Annotated in this window: 14 protein-coding genes; 6 read left to right on the top strand and 8 right to left on the bottom strand. The window is 45.2% G+C overall.

Annotated elements, in window-relative coordinates:
• Positions 1-416: 416 nt before the first annotated feature.
• Together ASG93_RS03005 and ASG93_RS03000 are read right to left on the bottom strand one after the other, a co-directional pair.
• On the bottom strand, positions 417-3,020 hold the full coding sequence (locus ASG93_RS03005) for a PAS domain S-box protein (protein WP_056828668.1): 2,604 nt from the start codon (positions 3,018-3,020) through the stop codon (positions 417-419).
• Between the two features lie 210 nt (positions 3,021-3,230).
• Positions 3,231-4,121 (bottom strand): LysR family transcriptional regulator, encoded by an 891-nt coding sequence (locus ASG93_RS03000; protein WP_056828666.1) that lies wholly within the window; start codon positions 4,119-4,121, stop codon positions 3,231-3,233.
• Positions 4,122-4,295: 174 nt separating this feature from the next.
• Between ASG93_RS03000 and ASG93_RS02995 the strand changes: the two genes are divergently transcribed.
• The 5 genes from ASG93_RS02995 to ASG93_RS02975 are packed head-to-tail and all read left to right on the top strand — an operon-like array spanning position 4,296 to position 9,088.
• Positions 4,296-5,675, top strand: coding sequence for a GntP family permease (locus ASG93_RS02995; RefSeq protein ID WP_056828664.1), 1,380 nt, complete (start codon positions 4,296-4,298; stop codon positions 5,673-5,675).
• Between the two features lie 24 nt (positions 5,676-5,699).
• Positions 5,700-6,485, top strand: a complete 786-nt coding sequence (locus ASG93_RS02990; RefSeq protein ID WP_056828662.1) for a 3-hydroxybutyrate dehydrogenase — start codon at positions 5,700-5,702, stop codon at positions 6,483-6,485.
• A 41-nt stretch (positions 6,486-6,526) separates the two neighbouring features.
• Positions 6,527-7,234 (top strand): CoA transferase subunit A, encoded by a 708-nt coding sequence (locus tag ASG93_RS02985; protein ID WP_056828660.1) that lies wholly within the window; start codon positions 6,527-6,529, stop codon positions 7,232-7,234.
• A complete protein-coding gene (locus ASG93_RS02980) occupies positions 7,231-7,911 on the top strand; it encodes a 3-oxoacid CoA-transferase subunit B (RefSeq protein ID WP_056828659.1) in 681 nt (226 codons plus the stop codon). Before ASG93_RS02985 ends, ASG93_RS02980 begins: the two co-directional genes overlap by 4 nt.
• The gene (locus ASG93_RS02975) at positions 7,904-9,088 is read left to right on the top strand and encodes an acetyl-CoA C-acetyltransferase (RefSeq protein WP_056828657.1); all 1,185 of its coding nucleotides are present in this window, start codon (positions 7,904-7,906) and stop codon (positions 9,086-9,088) included. Before ASG93_RS02980 ends, ASG93_RS02975 begins: the two co-directional genes overlap by 8 nt.
• A 529-nt stretch (positions 9,089-9,617) precedes the next feature.
• On the opposite strand, the gene ASG93_RS02970 is transcribed toward ASG93_RS02975, so the two are convergent.
• The 5 genes from ASG93_RS02970 to nagA form a co-directional block, all read right to left on the bottom strand.
• The gene (locus tag ASG93_RS02970) at positions 9,618-10,517 is read right to left on the bottom strand and encodes a fumarylacetoacetate hydrolase family protein (RefSeq protein ID WP_056828654.1); all 900 of its coding nucleotides are present in this window, start codon (positions 10,515-10,517) and stop codon (positions 9,618-9,620) included.
• A gap of 112 nt (positions 10,518-10,629) precedes the next feature.
• Positions 10,630-11,403, bottom strand: a complete 774-nt coding sequence (locus ASG93_RS02965; protein WP_056828652.1) for an SDR family NAD(P)-dependent oxidoreductase — start codon at positions 11,401-11,403, stop codon at positions 10,630-10,632.
• Positions 11,404-11,417: 14 nt separating this feature from the next.
• The gene (locus ASG93_RS02960; RefSeq protein WP_056828650.1) at positions 11,418-12,167 is read right to left on the bottom strand and encodes an IclR family transcriptional regulator; all 750 of its coding nucleotides are present in this window, start codon (positions 12,165-12,167) and stop codon (positions 11,418-11,420) included.
• Positions 12,168-13,339: 1,172 nt separating this feature from the next.
• A complete protein-coding gene (locus ASG93_RS02955; RefSeq protein ID WP_056828648.1) occupies positions 13,340-14,626 on the bottom strand; it encodes an IS110 family transposase in 1,287 nt (428 codons plus the stop codon).
• A gap of 577 nt (positions 14,627-15,203) precedes the next feature.
• Positions 15,204-16,361, bottom strand: coding sequence for an N-acetylglucosamine-6-phosphate deacetylase (gene nagA / locus ASG93_RS02945; protein WP_056828643.1), 1,158 nt, complete (start codon positions 16,359-16,361; stop codon positions 15,204-15,206).
• Between the two features lie 265 nt (positions 16,362-16,626).
• On the opposite strand from nagA, the gene ASG93_RS02940 reads away from it, so the two are divergent.
• A complete protein-coding gene (locus tag ASG93_RS02940; protein WP_156410769.1) occupies positions 16,627-18,990 on the top strand; it encodes an immune inhibitor A domain-containing protein in 2,364 nt (787 codons plus the stop codon).
• Between the two features lie 365 nt (positions 18,991-19,355).
• Here the strand turns inward: ASG93_RS02940 and ASG93_RS02935 are convergent, their stop codons facing one another.
• The gene (locus ASG93_RS02935) at positions 19,356-20,441 is read right to left on the bottom strand and encodes an NAD(P)H-dependent flavin oxidoreductase (RefSeq protein ID WP_056829290.1); all 1,086 of its coding nucleotides are present in this window, start codon (positions 20,439-20,441) and stop codon (positions 19,356-19,358) included.
• Positions 20,442-20,546: the final 105 nt, after the last annotated feature.

Raw genomic sequence — 20,546 nt, 5'->3', positions numbered from 1 at the left:
ATTATATCCAATGATGTCTCATGACATCGGCGGTTGGGGTTAGTTCCATTGGATTTATACAGTAGAATCTGTGGATATGGCTCTGAAGAGCTGGTTTTGGAGCATTCTGTTGGATTAACTCCAATGGAAGCGGGCAAACAAGATGAATGAGCTCGATTTGATTGTATTTTATCCAATGGAGTAAAGCATGACGCTGCTGCACCAGCTGATACGGATGGTGCAGGTGGAGCAGGTTTTATCGTGTGATGCGGATAAATCGTGGGGAACCTTACCATAAGTAAGGCAAATTGTTTGGATAAAACTGCATCGAAAAGAGGAGATGAATACAAAATTGCAGATTCGTATTAAACATAAAAAGGACCGTCAGGATGATTGACGGTTTTTCTTTAGTATCATAGCATGAATAATACGATCCCTTAATGCGCGATAGGAAGACTTACCTCTATCGTTGTCCCTTTATTTTCCTCGCTAAACACCGCGATTTCTCCATGATGGTTTTCTATAATCCTTTTACTGACCATGAAGCCTAGTCCGGTTCCCTTTTCTTTTGTTGTGTAGAAGGGCTCTCCCAGCTTAGAAAGAATGTGTGCAGGAATCCCACACCCTTGATCAATAAAGCGAAGCAATAGTTGATTTGGATTTTCATTGTTACTTTTTAATTGAATAACGATATTACCGCCTTTCGGCATAGCCTCTATCGCATTTTTAATAAAGTTAATACACACTTGTTTCAATTGATTTTCATCACACAGAATAAGGGGAATTTCCGGATCAAACTCCGTGATGATTTGAACATTGTTGATAATGGCTTGCGTATCTAATAGGGTGGTCACTTGCGCTAGGAGCATCCGAATGTCTGTAAGTTCCGTTTGAATGATTTGAGGCTTTGCTAGAATTAATAGCTCACTTAGAATCATTTCAATTCTTTCGATTTCGGAAACCATGATGTCCAAATACATTTTTTTTTCGACAATGCCAGATTTCATGAGTTGAACGAATCCTTTAATTGCAGTGATCGGATTGCGAATTTCATGAGCAATTCCTGCCGCTAATTGACCCGCAATGGATAACTTTTCTGACCTAATCAAGAGCTCTTCCGCTTGCTTTTTGTCAGTGATATCTCTTAGGATCACAGCCCAACCATTAATATGTCCATTCTCACCCCGCATAGCGAAACTTGAAATCATAACTGTAAGAAGTACGCCATCTTTTCTTTTTCTAATCGTTTCATATCCTTCGATGGCCTCAATCGATTTAATTCTAGCTAGATTACGAACGACCTCTGGTTGGAGTTCAAGTGGAATATTGGGTAATTCAAGGATATGGAGTCCAACAATTTCGGACTCCGTCCATCCATATGTTTTTTCAAAGGCATGATTGAATCTTACGACTCTATCTCCCAAATTAAGGATAAGAATCGGATCCACATTTCGATCAATAAAGGATTCAAGCTGATCTTTTGCTGCTTTCAGCTCTTGCTCCGCACGTTTTCTTTCACTAATATCTCTTCCCACAGCTAATACTTTAACAATTTCCCTGCCTTCATTACGAATGATTTTTGCCGTTGTTTCAAACCAGACATAGTTTCCTTGTTTATGGCGAACTCGGCATGTAAACGTATCTACATCTGATTTTAGCAGAATACTTTTATCGATAAAGGAGGCAACATCATCCGGGTGCCAGAAGTCGATTGCGACTTTGCCCACATATTCATCAGGCTCATATCCAAGTAAAGTCCTAATAGCAGGGGAAACATAACTAACTACGCCATCAGGCGTTGCAAATGTAATAATATCCTGCGCATTCTCTGAAATGAGTTGGTATAGACTTTGACTTTCTTCTAGCCTTTTCCACAATTCATTTCGGTATGTAATGTCGCTAGCAATTCCGTAGACACCAATGATTTGCCGATTGACAAAGATCGGGACATTGGTCACGTCAAAGGTCGTATATCTCCCGTTCTTATTGATACCTGATGCCTCGTATCGTTGTGCAATACCTTTTGCCGCTTGAATGAAATGTTGCTCTACCTTTTCGAAATCTGTAGAATCTACGACTGACCGAAAGTTTAGCGGATTCTCTATCATTTCCTGCTTCGTATAACCCATCAGTTCCTCAAAAGTTTGATTAATAGAGGTATAGTTGCCCTCCAAATCCATCGAATAAATTAAATCCGGATGATAGTCGAAAAGGGATTTATAACGCTGCTCGTTGTCCTGCAAGTTACGCTCTTTCTTGATTTGTTCGGTGATATCTCTGGAAACGATGATAATTTCTTTCATTTCACCTGTTTCTGAATCTAGAAGGGTACTGCTTGTCGACTCGATCCATATATATATCCCATCCTTTTTTCGCAAACGGACGATCTTGTTAGACTGCTTGTCTGTTTGAAGGATAGTTATATGATCCTGAGTTCCGAGTAGGACATCTTCAGGATGAAGGAATTCATTACCTGACTTCCCGATCATTTCTTCAGGCGTATAGCCAAGAACTTCATAACAGGAAGGAGATGCATAGAGATAGGTTCCGTCGGGGTTGTGCGTGGTAATGAAATCAAAAGCATGCTCTACAACGGATCGATAGCGCTGTTCTCTTTCTATTAATAGGCGGTTTTTCTTCTGTATTTCGTTATATGTCCTTTTTTGGTCGGAGATATTGATCACCTGAGATATGAAAAAGAGGGGTTCTCCAGCATTATTTTTCACTAAGGAGACCGTTATTTGTACCCATACAATCTCGCCCTGCTGGTTAATCAGGCGTTTTTCCATCTGGTATGACTCTCTCATACCCTCTATTAATTGGTCCCTATATGCAAGATCAAGGTTTAAGTCATCGGGATGTGTCATTTCTTGAACGCTCTTAAGGAGCAATTCTTCCTCAGATAAGCCTAAGATCGAGCAGACAGTTGAATTTGCTTTGAGCACGCTCCCATTAATGGCTACGAGAACCATACCAATCGGAGCATATTGAAAAGCCTGAAAAAATAAGGTTTGATTCTCTAGCTGTTGCTCAATGGTCATTTCGTAACCCCCTGATTGAACTCGATGTATGAAATCTTCTATAGCGTTGATCCTTTCTCCTTCTCGCTTTTCAAATCAATTACCCAGTTGCTCTTTTTTCGGATTCGATGATACACTAAGACGCGAAATCAGATTGAGCGGGGAGCGACTCATGCCCAGAATAGGACAGTATGAGGAGTGGAAGAAAACGAATTAATAAGGCTTGATACGTCAGTTCTGTGTCTCCGACAGCTCTTGGCTAAAGGAAATAAACTCACGCATTGCGTATGAGACGTAGTGATCCTTAGGCCAAATAATGACTAAATTCCAGGGAATAGAAGGCTCTGTTAAAGGTAGTGTAAGTACATCGGGACAAGTGATTTTACTGCAAATCGTCTCGGGTATGATAGAAATACCTGCATTCGAAGCAACCATTTCGGCCAAAAGGTCCCACTGCGAGCTTTCATAGACAACGGAAGGATCGAATCCAATGGATCGACAGGCATGAATGACATGATTTCGTACGGCATAGCCGCTAGGAAACAGGATAAAGGGTTCATTTCTAAGCTGCAGCAGAGATACGCTGGATTGCTCAGCTAGCTGATGAGAGCGATGGATGATGAGTGCTAATTTTTGAAAGAGAAAAGGCAAGGTTTCAAAGTTAGACGTGTCTACAGGCCCAACCACGACACCGAGATCAAGCTTTCGATTTTGCACAAGACTTTCCACATTCTTAGCGCCTTCTTCGACAAGTTGGAAGTGGATATTTGGATGTTTAATTTGGAACTTTGCGATAACTCGTGTAAAGAAAACGGAACCTACTACTGGGGGCAACCCTATGGTAATGGTTCCTTTTTTTAGGTTGGAGACATCATCTAAGAGGTGATGAAGATCTTGGACAGCCTGAACGATGACTTGAAATTGTTGAACGGCAATCTCGCCCGAGTCCGTCAATTGAACATACTTACCTGAACGATCAAATAAAGTAGCGCCCAGTTCTTCTTCTATATTTTTCACCATTTTGCTAAGTGTTGGTTGTGAGAGGTGAAGGGCTTCGGCCGCTTTGGTAAAATTCATGTGTTTAGCAATTTCAAGCAGATAAGTTAACTGGCGTAAATCCAAAGGATCATCCCTCCCCGATCCATAGCATTTTTTCATGATTGTCATTCCAAATATGAATTTTACCTCTTGCGTATCTGCATGTAAACTGAAATTAATCCAAATGTAATTGAAACCGTTTATTCATACCAGACAAGTTGGAAGCGCTTTACAAATGACGATAAAGGAGAACAGAACATGTTTATTGAGATTGTAGCGATTGTGTTATCCTTAGGCCTGCTGATGTTTTTTGCTTACAGAGGCTATCCGGTCATCGTGTTCGCACCGATTTTCACCTTGCTGGCCGTATTGATTTCGGGGATTGCCTTAATGCCGAGCTATACAGAAGTGTATATGGTGAACGCAGCGAATTATGTGAAAAACTTTTTCCCGATTTTCCTATTGGGCGCTGTGTTCGGTAAAGTGATGGAATTGAACGGTGCGGCATCCTCCATTGCGCAATCGTTAGTGAAGGCATTAGGATCCAAAAGAGCGATGCTTTCTGTTGTTCTTGCTTGTGGTATCTTAACGTACGGCGGTGTTTCTTTATTTGTGGTAGCGTTTGCAGTCTACCCTTTCGCTGTTTCGATCTTCCGAGAAGCGAATATTCCGAAGAGATTGATTCCCGGTACGATCGCTTTGGGAGCGTTTACTTTTACAATGGATGCCCTTCCAGGGACACCGCAAATTCAAAATATTATTCCTACAACCTATTTCGGAACGGATTCTTACGCGGCTCCAATCCTTGGCATTATTGGCGGTCTTATCGTATTTGGCTTAGGGCTGTTCTGGTTGGAACGCAGACGTAAGCAAGCGGAAGCTGCTGGTGAAGGCTATGGCTTAGGTCATAAGAATGAGCCTGAGGGGCTAGAGAATCAGAAATATCCGAATCTCTGGGTGTCCATCATCCCATTGGTGCTGGTCTTGGTATTTAACTATTTGCTGAGCAGAGGCTTCTTAACGGTAAACAATTGGTATTCAGCTGAACTTTTGAAAACGTTTAATATTGCCAACGTAAAAACAGTGTCGTCCTCTTGGGCATTGATCGTGGCCTTGCTCATCGGTATTCTTTCGGCGATCTGCATTAATGCGCGTGTTGTCCAAAGTAAATTGGCGGCAGGATTGACTGCAGCGGCAATAGGGGCACTTCTTGCCATTTTCAACACAGCGTCTGAAGTAGGTTTCGGTAATGTCGTAAAAACGCTGCCGGGCTTCAAGGCGATTCAAGGTTGGATTTTGGGCTTAAGTTCCCATCCGCTTATCTCTGAAGCCATTTCCGTGAATGTTCTGGCCGGCGTAACAGGCTCTGCATCAGGAGGGCTGTCCATCGCTTTGGAAGTCATGGGTAAGCAATATATGGAAGCAGCCAATAATGCAGGGATTAGCCCGGAATTGTTACACCGGATTGCTTCGATGGCATCAGGCGGGATGGATACGCTTCCTCATAATGGTGCCGTTATCACACTCCTTGCCATTACAGGTCTGACACATCGACAGTCGTACAAGGATATTTTCGCAATTACGGTTATCAAAACAGTAACGGTTCTCGTGCTCGCGATCATTTTATCGATTTTTTAAAAGTTAAAGATGGAGGTATACGCAATGACCAGGTTCTTGGAAAATAAAGTCGCTTTAATAACAGGAGCTGCAAGCGGTATCGGTCTTGAAATCGCTCGCACTTATGCACGGGAAGGAGCCAAGGTGGCCATTTCCGACATCAATGTAGAACAAGCGAATCTGGCTGCGCTGCGGTTGCAGGAAGAAGGCTTTGAAGCCATAGGGGTCAAATGTGATGTAACACAGGAGCCACAATTTGTCGAAGCCATTGAAACCGTGGTTCGAACCTATAAACGGCTGGACATTCTCGTCAATAATGCAGGCTTGCAGCATGTTGCACCTATTGAGGATTTCCCCGTAGAAAAGTTTGAATTCATGATCAAGGTGATGCTGACGGGCGCTTTTATCGGAATTAAACATGCTTTTCCTATCATGAAGGAACAAGGCTTTGGCCGGATTATTAATATGGCTTCGATCAACGGAGTCATTGGATTTGCAGGCAAAGCGGCCTATAACAGCGCAAAGCACGGGTTGATTGGTTTGACGAAGGTAGCGGCACTGGAAGGTGCTGCCCACGGTATCACGGTGAACGCTTTGTGCCCGGGTTATGTAGATACACCTCTCGTTAGAGGGCAGCTGCAGGACTTGGCGAAAACGCGCAATGTTCCTTTGGAAAGTGTCCTTGAAGAAGTTATTTATCCTTTGGTTCCACAAAGGCGCCTATTAGCTGTAGAGGAAATTGCTGACTATGCGATGTTGATTGCAAGCGATAAATTACGAGGTGTAACGGGAGCTTCCCTATTAATTGACGGCGGATATACAGCACAGTAAATATAGATCAACCTAGGGATAGGAATAGGAGAGGGATCATCATGAATAAAATATGTTCTTCCATGGAGGAAGCTGTAGCGGATATTCGTGACGGAGCCACGTTAATTGTTGGCGGTTTCGGGCTTTGCGGGATTCCAGAGAACTTGATTGCGGCGCTTAAAGTGCAAGGGACCAAAGATTTATGCGTAGTTAGCAACAACTGCGGGGTTGATGATTGCGGACTTGGACTGCTGCTGGCCAACAAACAAATCAAGAAAATGATTTCCTCCTACGTGGGAGAAAACAAAACGTTTGAGCAGCAGTTCTTAAGCGGAGAACTCGAAGTGGAGCTGGTTCCACAAGGGACGCTTGCCGAACGAATTCGCGCTGGCGGAGCCGGCATTCCGGGGTTTTATACAGCTTCGGGCGTAGGCACTTTAGTAGCGGAAGGCAAAGAGCACAAAACATTTGAAGGACGCACCTATTTGTTGGAAAAAGGGATCATTGGTGATTTTGCCTTGGTCAAGGCTTGGAAAGCTGACCCGCTGGGCAATTTGGTTTTCCGCAAAACATCGCGCAACTTTAATCCGCTGGCAGCAGCCGCAGGGAAAGTGACGATCGTTGAGGTGGAAGAAATTGTGCAGGTAGGCGAGCTAAGTCCGGACGATATTCATACGCCAGGTATTTATGTGCAGCGTATTATAAAGGGTGCGTCCTATGAAAAACGGGTTGAGCGTCTCACCGTTCGAAGTAAGGAGGTATCGGCATGAAAAACGACCGTTTAGCGATTATCAAATGCGCAGTCGAAGAAATAAAAGATGGCATGTATGTCAATTTAGGCATTGGTTTGCCGACACTTGTCGCTAATTATATTCCCCCGGAAATGACGGTTATGCTGCAATCGGAAAATGGGCTTCTGGGCATCGGTGCCTACCCTTACGCAGGAGAAGAAGATCCGGATTTGATTAATGCAGGCAAAGAAACGGTAACCGCTGTAGCGGGCGCATCTTTTTTTGACAGTGCAGAGTCGTTCGCTATGATCCGAGGCGGCCATATTGATTTGGCTATTCTTGGCGGTATGGAGGTAGCGGAGAACGGTGATCTTGCCAACTGGATGATTCCTGGAAAAATGGTGAAAGGGATGGGCGGCGCTATGGATTTGGTCAACGGCGCCAAACGGATCATTGTCATCATGGAACATGTGAATAAATCTGGTGAGTCGAAGGTTAAAAAGGCATGCACCCTGCCGCTGACAGGCAAAGGGGTAGTGAATCGTCTGATCACGGATTTAGCCGTTTTTGATTTTACCAAAGAGGGCATGGTGTTATCCAGCATACAGCCAGGCGTAACGATGGAAGAGGTTCTCGTGAGCACCGAAGCACGTTTTACCATTAGCCCTCTCCTACAAAGTGAATTTCAGATAAGTAAAGGAGATCGTTATGAGTAGAGAAGTCGTCATCGTTAGCGCAGTTCGAACAGCCGTTGGCAGCTTTCAGGGAGCCTTGGCGGACATATCTGCTCCGCAGCTGGGCAGTACGGTTATCCAAGAGGCTCTGAAGAGAGCTAATCTGGTTGACAGCCAAGTAGACGAAGTCATCATGGGTAACGTGCTTCAAGCTGGACTAGGGCAAAACCCAGCGCGACAAGCTTGGCTGAAGGCGGGGTATTCGCAACTTGTTCCAGCGATGACGATTAACAAAGTGTGTGGTTCGGGCCTTAAGGCCGTCATGCTGGCGGCACAGTCTGTGAGCCTTGGAGATGCAGATACCGTGGTGGCAGGCGGTATGGAAAATATGACGCAGGCGCCCTATCTGCTGTCAGGGGCTCGTTCGGGCCTGCGGCTTGGTGACAGCACGATGGTGGATTCGATGATTCGGGATGGATTATGGTGCGCAATGTGCGACATCCATATGGGCATCACGGCCGAGAATATAGCGGAGCATCATCGCGTTACACGTGCAGAGCAGGATGAGTTCGCCGCTTGGAGCCAGCTGAAGGCGGAACAGGCGATTGCATCCGGCAGATTCAAGGATGAGATCGTGCCTGTTGCCATCCCGCAAAGAAAAGGCGATCCGGTGCAGTTCGCGCAGGATGAGTTTCCTCGGGCGGGTACGACGGCTGAAGTTCTGGGTAAGCTCCGTCCAGCTTTCAAGAAAGAGGGAACGGTTACGGCTGGCAACGCTTCTGGCATTAATGACGGAGCCGCTGCGCTGGTTGTTATGTCTGCAGCTAAGGCTAAGGAGCTTGGACTTAAGCCCTTAGCTCGAATTAAGGGCTACGCGAATGCAGCCTTAGATCCATCCATGATGGGTATGGGGCCTGTTGATGCTGTTCTTAAACTTCTACGCAAATCAGGCGTTTCATTAGATAGCGTTGACTTATTTGAGTTGAATGAAGCCTTTGCTTCGCAGTCTTTAGCCGTTGGCCGCGAGCTGGGTGTTGCATCAGAGAAGTTAAATGTCAATGGAGGATCGATTGCCATTGGACACCCGATTGGCGCAAGCGGAGCCCGCATTCTGGTTACGCTGCTGCATGAGCTGGAGAAGAGAGAGGGCAAGCTGGGTGTGGCTGCTTTATGTATTGGCGGCGGACAAGGTGTAGCGATGATGGTTGAGCGAGGATAAGAAGGGAGCTGGCCCAAAAGCCTTTTTGGGATGGTTATGCCTTTGCCTTAACCAGAATTTTGCCCGAGGGAACGTCGATGCGCTAATTGGACGAAAAACACTGATATACATGAGGAAGAGGAACAACGATGTGTTAATTGGACAAAAACACTGGAATACATGAGGAAGAGGAACAACGATGCGTTATTTTACGGTTTTTGCCTCTGAATTGTTCATTTCGCCCAAAATAGCGCACTCACGTTCCTCTTTTTTTGACTTCTAGTGTAAATTTCCCGAAATAACGAATCGTTGTTCCTCTTGCTTGAGTTCAGGTAGCATCCTTTGCCCAAAATCTGCTTAAGAAAGCAGCAATATACAAAAAAACGGTGGGATACGTATACGTATAAACCTGCTGTTCAGTATTTTTTTGAGCATAGGACTAATTTAAAGAAAAGAGGGCTGCCCACAAGTAGATTTATCTACATTGGGGTTAGCCCTTTTTGCTGAATAGTAGATATTCAGTTTTAGGATTTTATAACGCGAAAGCTAGTTACTCGCTAACCATGCGATTAGTCAGGCTGCCTAATTTCTCAATAGAAATAGTCACCACATCACCAGCTTGCAGGTATACACGCTTATCAACTGGATCGCCGAGCACAACACCTTCCGGTGTACCAGTTAGAATGATGTCTCCCGGAAATAGCGTCATGTGCTGAGAAATATAGCTGACGATTTCGTCGCAGTGGAAAATCATATCCGCTGTGTTCGAGTTTTGACGCACTTTGCCGTTGACAGTTGTGCTGATCTTGAGGTCATTCGGATTGCCAACTTCATCGGCCGTCACTAGATAAGGGCCGAGTGGACTGAAGTCATCGCACGATTTGCCCAGCAGCCATTGCTGGGTCCGCATTTGAAGATCACGCGCTGAGAGGTCATTCACGCAGCAGTATCCGTACACGTGCTCCAAAGCTTCTTCTTTGGGCACATATTTGGCCTGTTTACCCATCACGATGACTAGCTCGGCTTCGTAATCGACTTCCTTGGTTACACGAGGTAGTGCAATGTCATGCCCGTGTCCGGTAAGCGTATTACTAAATTTGTTGAAAAGAATCGGGTACTGCGGGATCGGGGCATTCGTTTCTTCGGCATGCTTGCGATAGTTCAGACCTACGCAAATGATTTTGTTAGGATGCGTAACGCAAGGGCCGTAAATCAGTGTCTCTTCGCTCAGCAGCAAGGAAGCACGATCTTCGCGCTCAAGTACAAGATTAACAAGGTTAAGTAATGCATCGTTAGCTGATGCCCCGCCACTAATGGCTTCGTGAACAGTGGTAGGGACTGTGAATGCTGGCGACAGCTGGTTGACAGCTTGAACGACATCCAGCACGCCAAACTCGGTCTGGACGCCTAGGTTGAACGTATCATTTTTCCTGAAAGTAAGCAGTTTCATTAGAAAAACCTCCTGAATGAATGGATGAATGAATAAATGAGTAAGTGAATGAAAAAATGAAAAAATGAAAAAATGAAAAAATGAATAAATAAAGCAGAATAGGGGCCGCTACTTAAGCGTTTTTGCCGAAAGTCACGCCGCCATCAATATATAACGGTGAACCCATCATGAATTTGGAATCATCTGAAGCGAGGAACAATGCCGCTTGTGCGACGTCTTCCGGACGGCCTAATTCGTTGCTTAGCTGTCTAGTTTTTAATGAGGCGATGGCAGCTTCTGGGTCGTCATAGGAAGTGCGGAGATAATTTTCTACGAATGGGGTTAAAATGGTCCCCGGCAGCAACGCATTCACCCGGATGCCATAGGCGGCATAATCCACCTGCATGGATTTGGTCAATGCGAGGACAGCGCCTTTGGTTGCTGCGTAAGATGCCCGGCGGGCCAGACCTATTTCAGCGATACAGGAAGACATGTTAATAATAGAACCGGATTTGCGTTCCATCATATGTGGCACGACATACTTAGAAGGTAAGAATACACCTTTGACATTAACGCTCATGATGCGGTCCCAGGCGTCAGGTTCTAGCTCATGAAGCGCGCCTACACCGCTAATTCCGGCATTGTTAAAAAGCACGTCAATACGGCCATGTGTCTGTATGATTTGCTCTACCATCTGACTGACGGACTCGGCTTGGGTAACGTCCGCTTGTATGTACGCAGCAGCTCCGCCAGCCCCAATAATTTCATCCGCCGTCTCCTGCCCTTTGATGACGTCGAGATCGTTCACGATGACTTGCGCGCCTTCTTGCCCAAATAAGAGAGCGGTACTTTTGCCGATTCCTGATCCTGCACCAGTGATGAGAATGACTTTGTCTTGTAAACGCATGTGAATTCTCCTTTTTATTCGGATAGTTGGTGTGCCAACCTACAAACTTCCTCTATACAGATATGCTTCTTCTGCTCCCATTGAGGCAGCATCATGGAGCAGCTGACAGCGGCAATGACTTGGCCTTGAGCATTACGGATCGGAGCCGCCGCGCAGCTAAAACCAAGCACGGCTTCCTCCAAGTCTAGCGCATAGCCTTGTTGTCGGATTTGCTCTAAGCTTTGCTTTAATGCTTGTAAAGAAGTAATGGAATGAACCGTTAAATGTGGAAATGGTTCATGGTCAGAACGATAAAGCGAATCCATTTCCTCATCGCTTAGATCAGCCAGCATGACCTTACCGAGTGCGGTGGCATGTGCAGGCAACCGCATGCCTGGTTCAGAAGCGAGCCTAACAGGCGTAGGCGCTTCCTCTTTGGCGATATAGAGGACTTCTTTGCCATCTAATTTGGCGAGTTGGAAAGATTCGCCCAGCTTCAGCTTAGATATGGCTGCTTCCTTATGGAAGGAATCATTCAAATCTCGCTGCTGCATGGAGGCATGGCCGAAACGAGACAATTCTCTTCCTAACCGGTAGGTTTCTCCGGTCTCCTTTTCGATCCATCCCAAGTTCTCCATGGTTAGTAACAACGAGTACATCGAGCTTTTGTTAATGGCGAGCGTTCGAGACAAGTCGATGAGCTTCAACTCACCGGGATGCAGAGAGATTTCTTTGAGGATCAGGTGTGCACGTTCGATGGCCGGAACGCGGTATTTATCATCCAAGTTAGGGCCTCCTTGTTCGCAAAGCGATGTTTCAATACATTGCGTTTCTGTTGTGTAGTTTTGTATATGAAACCAAGTTTATGTGATAGAACCATTTTATCATATTATAAGTAAAAAAACGAGAACCCCCGTGAGGAATTCTCGTTTTTTTTCAGTTGATCCGGATGTGTGTGCTGTAGCGCCGCATTGAGGTGGCCAATCAGCTTCGGTTCAACCTATACTCGCTCGTCTTCTAAGTCGACGGAGTGGTTAGTCTATGGCCGACAAGATTAGGACAATAATTCCCTTAGCTTCGTCATTAATCCTTTGTAGTAAGGGGAGATTAGGTTACCTGCAATTACATGTTGTACAACGTACAACAATTTCCTTCGTTTCTTCCCGCTAAGCAGGAGATGTTGTATTTTGTACAACAATTTAGCGGGATTTCGCGCAAAACGGTTACTTTGAGGCAGAATTGTTGTACGTTCTGCAACATTTGGGCGAGTTGGTACGGTTTTGCTTGTGTAAAGTTGTAGAAAAGAGTCAATTTCATAATAAAAGTTCGATTTCTTCAAGTATGAATTCGGGAGAAAAGAATCGGATAAGAGCCTTTAGAGACTGCTATTTCTTCATTTCCANAGAGTCAATTTCATAATAAAAGTTCGATTTCTTCAAGTATGAATTCGGGAGAAAAGAATCGGATAAGAGCCTTTAGAGACTGCTATTTCTTCATTTCCAGCATATTTTGTAAAAATAAGAGTCCCTAGACTCTTAACGTTCAAGTAAAGTGTAGAATTCAAACCAATTACAGAATTAAGAAAGAGATTTATCCGTTTAAATGCCCTGATTTTTAATACTTAAACAAAGATGACATATTCAGTTAGACAGGCGGAAGTCCCTGGGCGGCTTGAAGGGCATGCAGGAATAAAAGGAAGTATAAAATTTCCCGTTATATTCCATATACTGCACAATTCCCCACACTTCCCTTGGAGGTTCACACTCCCATGTCTCAACGGGTCTACGCCCTGACCTTCCTTCGTTTTACCTGACCAAGGGGTGGAGGCCAATGATGTTCTTTTGATGGGTCTGTGCCCTTTAGTCTCCAGCATTTGGTACTCCGTGCTTTCTTTGTAGTCAGCCAAATCTTACGAATGAGCCAATATACATACGATTATAGGGTGTTAAAGATATTATTACGCTGCTACTTTTAACGCAACGGCTTTTTCTCCTTGGAATGCTTCGCCGCTATGGGCCATGGCTACCAGGATACGCGCTAACTTACCAATGAGCTTAAAGATGGATCGCATCTTCTTCATTTTCTTCACTTGGACGTTGGTTTCATGCCACTGTTTGAATGCTGGATTGTTGGCAACTAAACCAATCACAGCCAGATACAAATATTTACGCAGTTGCCTTCTCCCTCGCTTGGATATGACGATTTGCCCTTTCTTTTTGCCGGACGTGCTCTCGGCCAAATTGAGACCGGCCAGTGACATTAGCTGGCGACCATGTGCATAGCGCTTCAAATCACCTGCATTAGCAAGTATGACGGCAATGTAAAGCGGGCTTAATCCCTTGATGGTACTCAGCAGGTTCATCGTTTGGGGGATCTCCTGGAGGAGTACAGATAGCTCTTGACCCATCTCTTCTAATCGTTTTGTAAGGCGTTCGTATTCATCTAGCAAACGTATGATTTCCCGACGGGCTTGCTCCGCAGTTTCACGGGCACCCACAGTAGTATGGGCTAAATGCATCAATTCCACTGCTTTACAAAGGCCTAGGCGTCCACCTGCACGCTGCATACCGGCTTTTCGCCAACCATCCACGACCTGCTCTGCGGTTAGCGAGTGCAAGTCAGAAGGAAGTGGAAAAGACTTTAATGTGGCAATCCCGCGAGGACAGTCCCACTCCTTAAAGAACGTGGTGAACTCTGGGTAATGGATATCCAGCCAGCGTACGATTCTGTTACTTACATTTGCTCTTAGATCACTCCAGTATTCTCTTTCATTCACCGTATGACGAAGCCGTTTGTAAAAGGCATCCTGGGTTCTGAGTTCGGAATAATAGCCTCTAGACACAACATCTGCGATGACGAGCGCATCCTTCGCATCACTCTTAGACTGACAATTATCACGATTCTCTTTGTTTCGTTTGGTCGTAAGTGGGTTGACTAGTACCACCTCCACGCTTTGTTCGAGAAGCCAATCCGCTAGGTTGAACCAATAATGACCGGTTGACTCCATTCCCATGATGACTGCTTGGAGTTTGTACTTTGTTTGTAAGGAACGGACCCAGTTTAAAAGTTTTCGGAATCCTGCTTCATTGTTGGAAAACGAAATGCCGCGTCCTTGCTCAATTCCTCTAAAGTTTACGGCACGTGCAACATGTGTTTCTTTAGCAATGTCGATGCCGACGACGAGGTGAGAAATGGTAATTCGTTCAATGCGTTGATTTTGGGACATAGATTGTTTAAACTTCATAGTAGAGCGTCCTCCTTGGATGATGGGCTATTAAGGGCATTGACCCGTTGCAACCCCATCGTACAGGAGACGCTCCTTTTATTTCAAAGGCCAAATATTAGCGTCTACAGGAATGTTCTTATCCATCGTACAGGAGACGCTCCTTTTATTTCAAAGGCCAAATATTAGCGTCTACAGGAATGTTCTTATTGACCACCTTTAGCTACTTTTTCTCGAAATAGAAGCTTTTAGGGACTCTTAGCATGAGAATACGGCTAAACTGTTGCATAAAAATCTGCTGCTTTGTGAGAAGAAACCAGCTATTGTTGTCTAGAAGTTGATAAAATACCGCCCCCCTGTGAAACTCAGGTATCACAATCACAATCACAATCTCGGCCAAACAGAATCCATAGAGAAAGGCAAAAAAGGCGTAAGCATTGCTTACGCCCAAACTCTACAAATCAAAAAATCCCCCGCACGCATTGACGGGGGATTTTTCATCTTTTGCTCTTGAAGCTCGCCGACTCGTCCAATCTCGTCCTAGCTCGCCAGATCGTCCAAGATCATCCAAACTCGTCCTAGCTCATCCAATCTTGCACTAGCTCGTCTGGCTGTAAATCCTGCCACTGATCATCGTCCATGCAACTTGGAATTTGTCATCCAACAAGACCATGTCCGCATCGGCGCCGATGGCGATCCTGCCCTTATGCGTCAGGCCTAGCAGATCCGCGGGGGTACGTGACGCCATCGTGACGGCGTCCTCTAACGAGATGCCCAACTCCACGGTATTTCTCAACGCCTCGCTCATCGTGACCGTACTGGAAGCGAGTGTTCCGTCCTGCAATTGGGCGACTCCTCCTACGACTTTCACTGCGTGCCCGCCGAATTGGTAGTCCCCGTCGCCCAGTCCCATCGCATGGAGCGCGTCCGTGATAAGGACCATCCCTTCCGCTCCTTTGATCTTATGCATCAGCCTTACAATAGCGGGATGAAGGTGAACATGGTCCACAATCGCTTGCAAGCTAACATGCGGCTGCTCGAAAGCAGCGACAACCAGACCCGGGTCACGGTGATGAATCGGACGCATGCCGTTGAAGCAATGCGTAATATGGCTTGCCCCCAGACGGAAAGCCTCTGTGGCTTCGTCATATGTAGCATCGGAATGAGCAATCGCCACGATAATTCCTCGTTCTCGCAGGTAGGAGACCATCTCCATCCCGCCAGGGAGCTCAGGTGCAATGGTGACCATTTTCAACAGAGAGCCCGCTTGCTCCACAACCCGCTCCATTTCTGCAATATCCGGATGCCTAAGATAGGCTTCATTCTGCATACCTTTTCGTTTTATATTCAAATAAGGACCTTCGGTATGAATCCCGACAATCGACGCGCCTCGTTCCTTACCTGCCACTTGCTTGACATTGTCAATCATTCGCAGTAAGTCCTCCATTTTGGAGCTTACCGACGTAGCCAAGAATGAGGTACATCCCGTGGCAGCACATGTCTCTGATACGACTTCGATACTCCGAACGGTGCCATCCATCATGTCATAGCCTTTCGCCCCATGAATGTGGACGTCAATCATGCCAGGAATTAACAGCTTACCCTCCCCATCGAGAATATCAAGTCCCTCCGAGTAAACGAGCTCACCTTCCACAATCGCGGTGATCCGGCCATTTTCCACACATACCGAACCTTGTTCTATGATTCCTGTCTCAGCTATAACTCGAACATTCGTAATCCATTTCGAAGTTTTCACTTTGAATCCCCCCGTCTTAAAAATTCAGGTTCAGTATACTAGAGTCTAGTTAAAAATAAAAGAGTACAAATTACGGTGTCGGGTTGCGCACTTTTGTCATAATCAAAACCCGCATAAAATCAATAAAATAGTCGAAATAGGAAATATATGGGTCAAATTACACAGGACTAACAGCACTTACTAGAATAGTCAAACTATTATTTAATTTTAATATACCATTGGTTAAATATGGATTAGTTTCATACTCTATTATGTAGGAGGTTTCATTTTGAAAAAAAGCACCTTGAAAATTACTAGATTTTTACTCGCAACGAGTTTAACAGCAGGACTATTCACAACATCATCTGCATTCGCAGCTGGATCCGAGTACTCAGAGGCAATTGAAGCATCGCCGGTAGATTTTAATATTGTAGACGATGAGCGTTTGGCAAAAGGGTTAATGGACAGAGGGCTGTTAAGCAAAAGTGCTACGCCTGAACAAATAGCCAAAGCCGTCAAATCATACATATCCACCAAAAACAATAAAAGTGTTAAATCAAAAGAAGACACAGATCATAATGATATAGACAAAAAGTCAAAGGATTTTATTGAGAAGCAGAAAACCAAGCTGTTATCTCAACTGAACAATGGCCAAGAGAACTTCAAAAAAGGTAATCCAAATGGCATACCCGTTCCATCAGCAAAACAAGATCAATACAACGGTCCTGCACGCGAAGATAAAGTACTCGTACTTTTGACTGAATTTTCCGACTTCAAACACAATAACGTCATACAAGAGCCTGGTTACATGTACGCAAACGATTTCAACCGCGATCATTACCAGAAGCTTATGTTTGGAGATACAGATTTCACCTTATTCGATGGTTCTAAAATCCAAACCTTTAAACAGTATTATGAAGAGCAATCCGGCGGCAGTTATACCGTAAATGGGTACGTATCCGATTGGTTAACCGTTCCTGGTCAAGCTGCCCAATACGGAGATGATAATCCAGCTGGCGGTCATGATAACTTAAACCCTAAGGGCCCTCGTGATTTAGTGAAAGATGCTCTAAATGCGGCAGCAGCATCCGGCATTAATCTGGCTGATTATGACAAATTTGACCAATACGATATAGATGGGGATGGCAACCAAAACGAACCCGATGGGATCATTGACCATCTGATGATTATTCATGCAGGAACGGGACAAGAAGCTGGCGGCGGACAATTAGGCGATAATGCCATTTGGTCTCACCGTTGGACTCTAAATGGTGTGTATCCTATTGCCGGCACAACTGCGGGCGTTGACTATTGGGGTGGCCGTATGGCAGCTTATGACTATACCATTCAGCCTGAAGATGGCGCCGTAGGTGTTTTTGCTCACGAATTCGGTCATGACTTAGGACTGCCAGATGAGTATGATACCCAGTATACCGGACAAGGTGAGCCCGTTGCTTCTTGGTCCATTATGAGCGGCGGTAGCTGGAACGGGAAAATAGCCGGCACTACACCTAGCTCTTTTTCTCCTCAAAATAAAGAGTTTTTCCAGAAAACAATGGGCGGAAACTGGGCAAATGTGAGTGAAATTGATGCCGCTGACATTACGAAACTAGGTACGTCTGCCATCATTGATCAAAGTGTAACGAAGTCGAAAAACCCAGGTATTATTAAAGTTAATTTACCGGATAAGGCCGTTCCAGGTATTCAACCCGCATTCGGTGCACGCTATTATTACAGTACAAAAGGCGATAACCTTCATACCACACTCTCAACTCCTGAGTTTGATTTAACCCAAGCACAAACGGCTGCATTTGATTTTAAAACTTTATATGATGTCGAGTTTGAGTATGACTACTTAACAGTTACAGCATCAACCTATAATGAACAAGTTACCCTCGATGTCATTGGCGACAATGATACGAACGGTGACGCACGCGCGGAAACTACGAATGGAGCTTGGGTAGATAAGTCCTATGATCTAAGCCATTTCGCCGGTAAAAAGGTTACCCTCCACTTTGACTACGTCACAGATGGCGGACTTGCATTGAATGGTTTTGCAATGGATAATGCGAAATTAACTGTAAATGGTCAAGTCGTATTCTCAGACGATGCTGAAGGCGCTCCTAAATTTAACTTGGACGGCTTTGTAGTTTCGAATGGTGTAGAATTTAAGAAGCACTATTACTATCTGGAATGGAGAAACTACGCCGGAGCAGACAAAGCTCTTGCCTACAGCCGTGGTGTCAAATATAACACCGGACTTGTCGTTTGGTATGCAGATGATAGTTATCTAGACAACTGGGTCGGTATCCATCCAGGACAAGGTTTCCTTGGCGTTGTAGATTCTCATTCCGATGCTTTAGTGTTCCAAAAGGATGGACAGGATTCCTTCGCGCAAACGACTCGCTATCAAGTTGCAGATGCGGCCTTCTCCTTAGACAAGACGCCTTCGTGGTACATTAACAACCCAACCAGAGGAGAGTACAATTATAAATCCTTACAAGGTGTTGAGGAATTCTCAGATTCCAATAGCTATATGAATTCATTAATTCCAGACGCTGGACGCCTAGTGCCGAACTATGGATTGAAGTTCCGAGTCGTCGGTGAAGCTAAAGATAATTCTGCTGGATTAGTTTGGATTCATAAATGATCTTAATAATGATACGGTAACCAGATTAGCTGAGGGGAGCGTCGATCTGCTATTTGGTCGAGCCCCTCCAAAATCATGAGGATGAGGAACGACGATGCGTTATTTGGGCGAAAAACACCGAAATTAGGAGGATGCGGAACGTAGAGGCGTTATTTCGCGGTTTTTGCCATTGGATCATGCTTTTTTGATCAAATAGCGTCCCTTGGTTCCACTCATTCGATTTCAAACGCAGATTTCCCAAAATAGCGAATCGACGTTCCGCCAAATAGAAATCGGGTGACTTACCCTTGCAATGGACAGAAAAACAAAAAAATGAGGCGGTAAGATTGACCTTGCCGCCTCATTTTTTTGTTTTTCTGTGCCCCTTAACTTTCCACCGATAATATGGTCATAGCCTGTTGGATCGTTTCAGCAACAATATGCTCCGCTTTTTGTCCCGACGTAAGCATTCTTGTACCTTGTCCTGCCCACAAGGACATATAGTCGGCATTGCTTTGACTAGCGGCAGCATTCCTAATATCTCTTGTAGCGGTATTTTGCGTTGGAAAAGGAAGTGGCTCTACGCCGCTCGCATCCCATTGCCTGATGAATTGGTTGGATACCCCTCTAGCTGGTCGGCCTGAGAATACCTTGGTAATGACTGTACTCTCTTCGGTGCTATTCAATAATGCCTCCTGGTAGGAGGCATGAGCCCCAGATTCATGAGAAGTCAAAAAACGTGTCCCCATCTGTACACCTTGCGCTCCAAGAACAAGAGCAGCGACAAGCCCACGACCATCCATTATGCCGCCAGCAGCAACGACAGGAATCTGAACACAATCAACAATTTGCGGAACCAAAGCAAACGTGCCGATGTTTGCACCCATAGGATGATTCGAAATGTCGAATGTTCCCCGGTGCCCGCCAGCTTCGCTTCCTTGTGCAACTATGGCATCACAACCGGACTGCTCAGCAAGGATAGCTTCATTAACCGTAGTAACCATGGTGACAATTCGCATGCCGGCCGATTTAGCTTGTCGCATGAGGGGTTCAGGAAGAACACCAAATGCCGTGCTAATGACAGGCACTTTTTCTTCTAAGACTACCGCAAACTGCTCCTCAAAGTAGTCCGGAGTTACCACGAGCTCCTCAGCTGCTTGTACGATTCCAAGCTGGTTTCTTACCTGGTTAAGCTCTCGCTGAACTTCCTTCAGTCTGTCATTCTTGTCCGTCATTTGAATGGAAAATAAATTCACCCCAAATGGCGCATCCGTTAGCTCACGGATCTCCTGAATGGCCTTGCGGATTGCACTAGGCGCCATATAGGCAGCCCCCAGCGTCCCAAGTCCGCCTGCGTTAGAGACAGCTGCCACCAACTCAACTGTTCCAGGGCCTCCCGCCATACCCGCAAGGAAGATTGGATAACGAATATTAAAAAGTTGACAAATGTCTGTTTCAAGTTGAATTCTCATCGTATCCCCCATAGAGATCATCTTTAAATAAGTTGAAAGCATTGCGGCCATTCCATTTTCGGATGGAAATTGTACAGCAGTCCCTCTGTATATAATAGCATTAAC

Origin of the sequence: Paenibacillus sp. Soil787 (assembly GCF_001429545.1) — a bacterium.
Classification (GTDB): Bacteria; Bacillota; Bacilli; order Paenibacillales; family NBRC-103111; genus Paenibacillus_E.
This window is presented reverse-complemented; position numbering and strand designations above follow the sequence as displayed.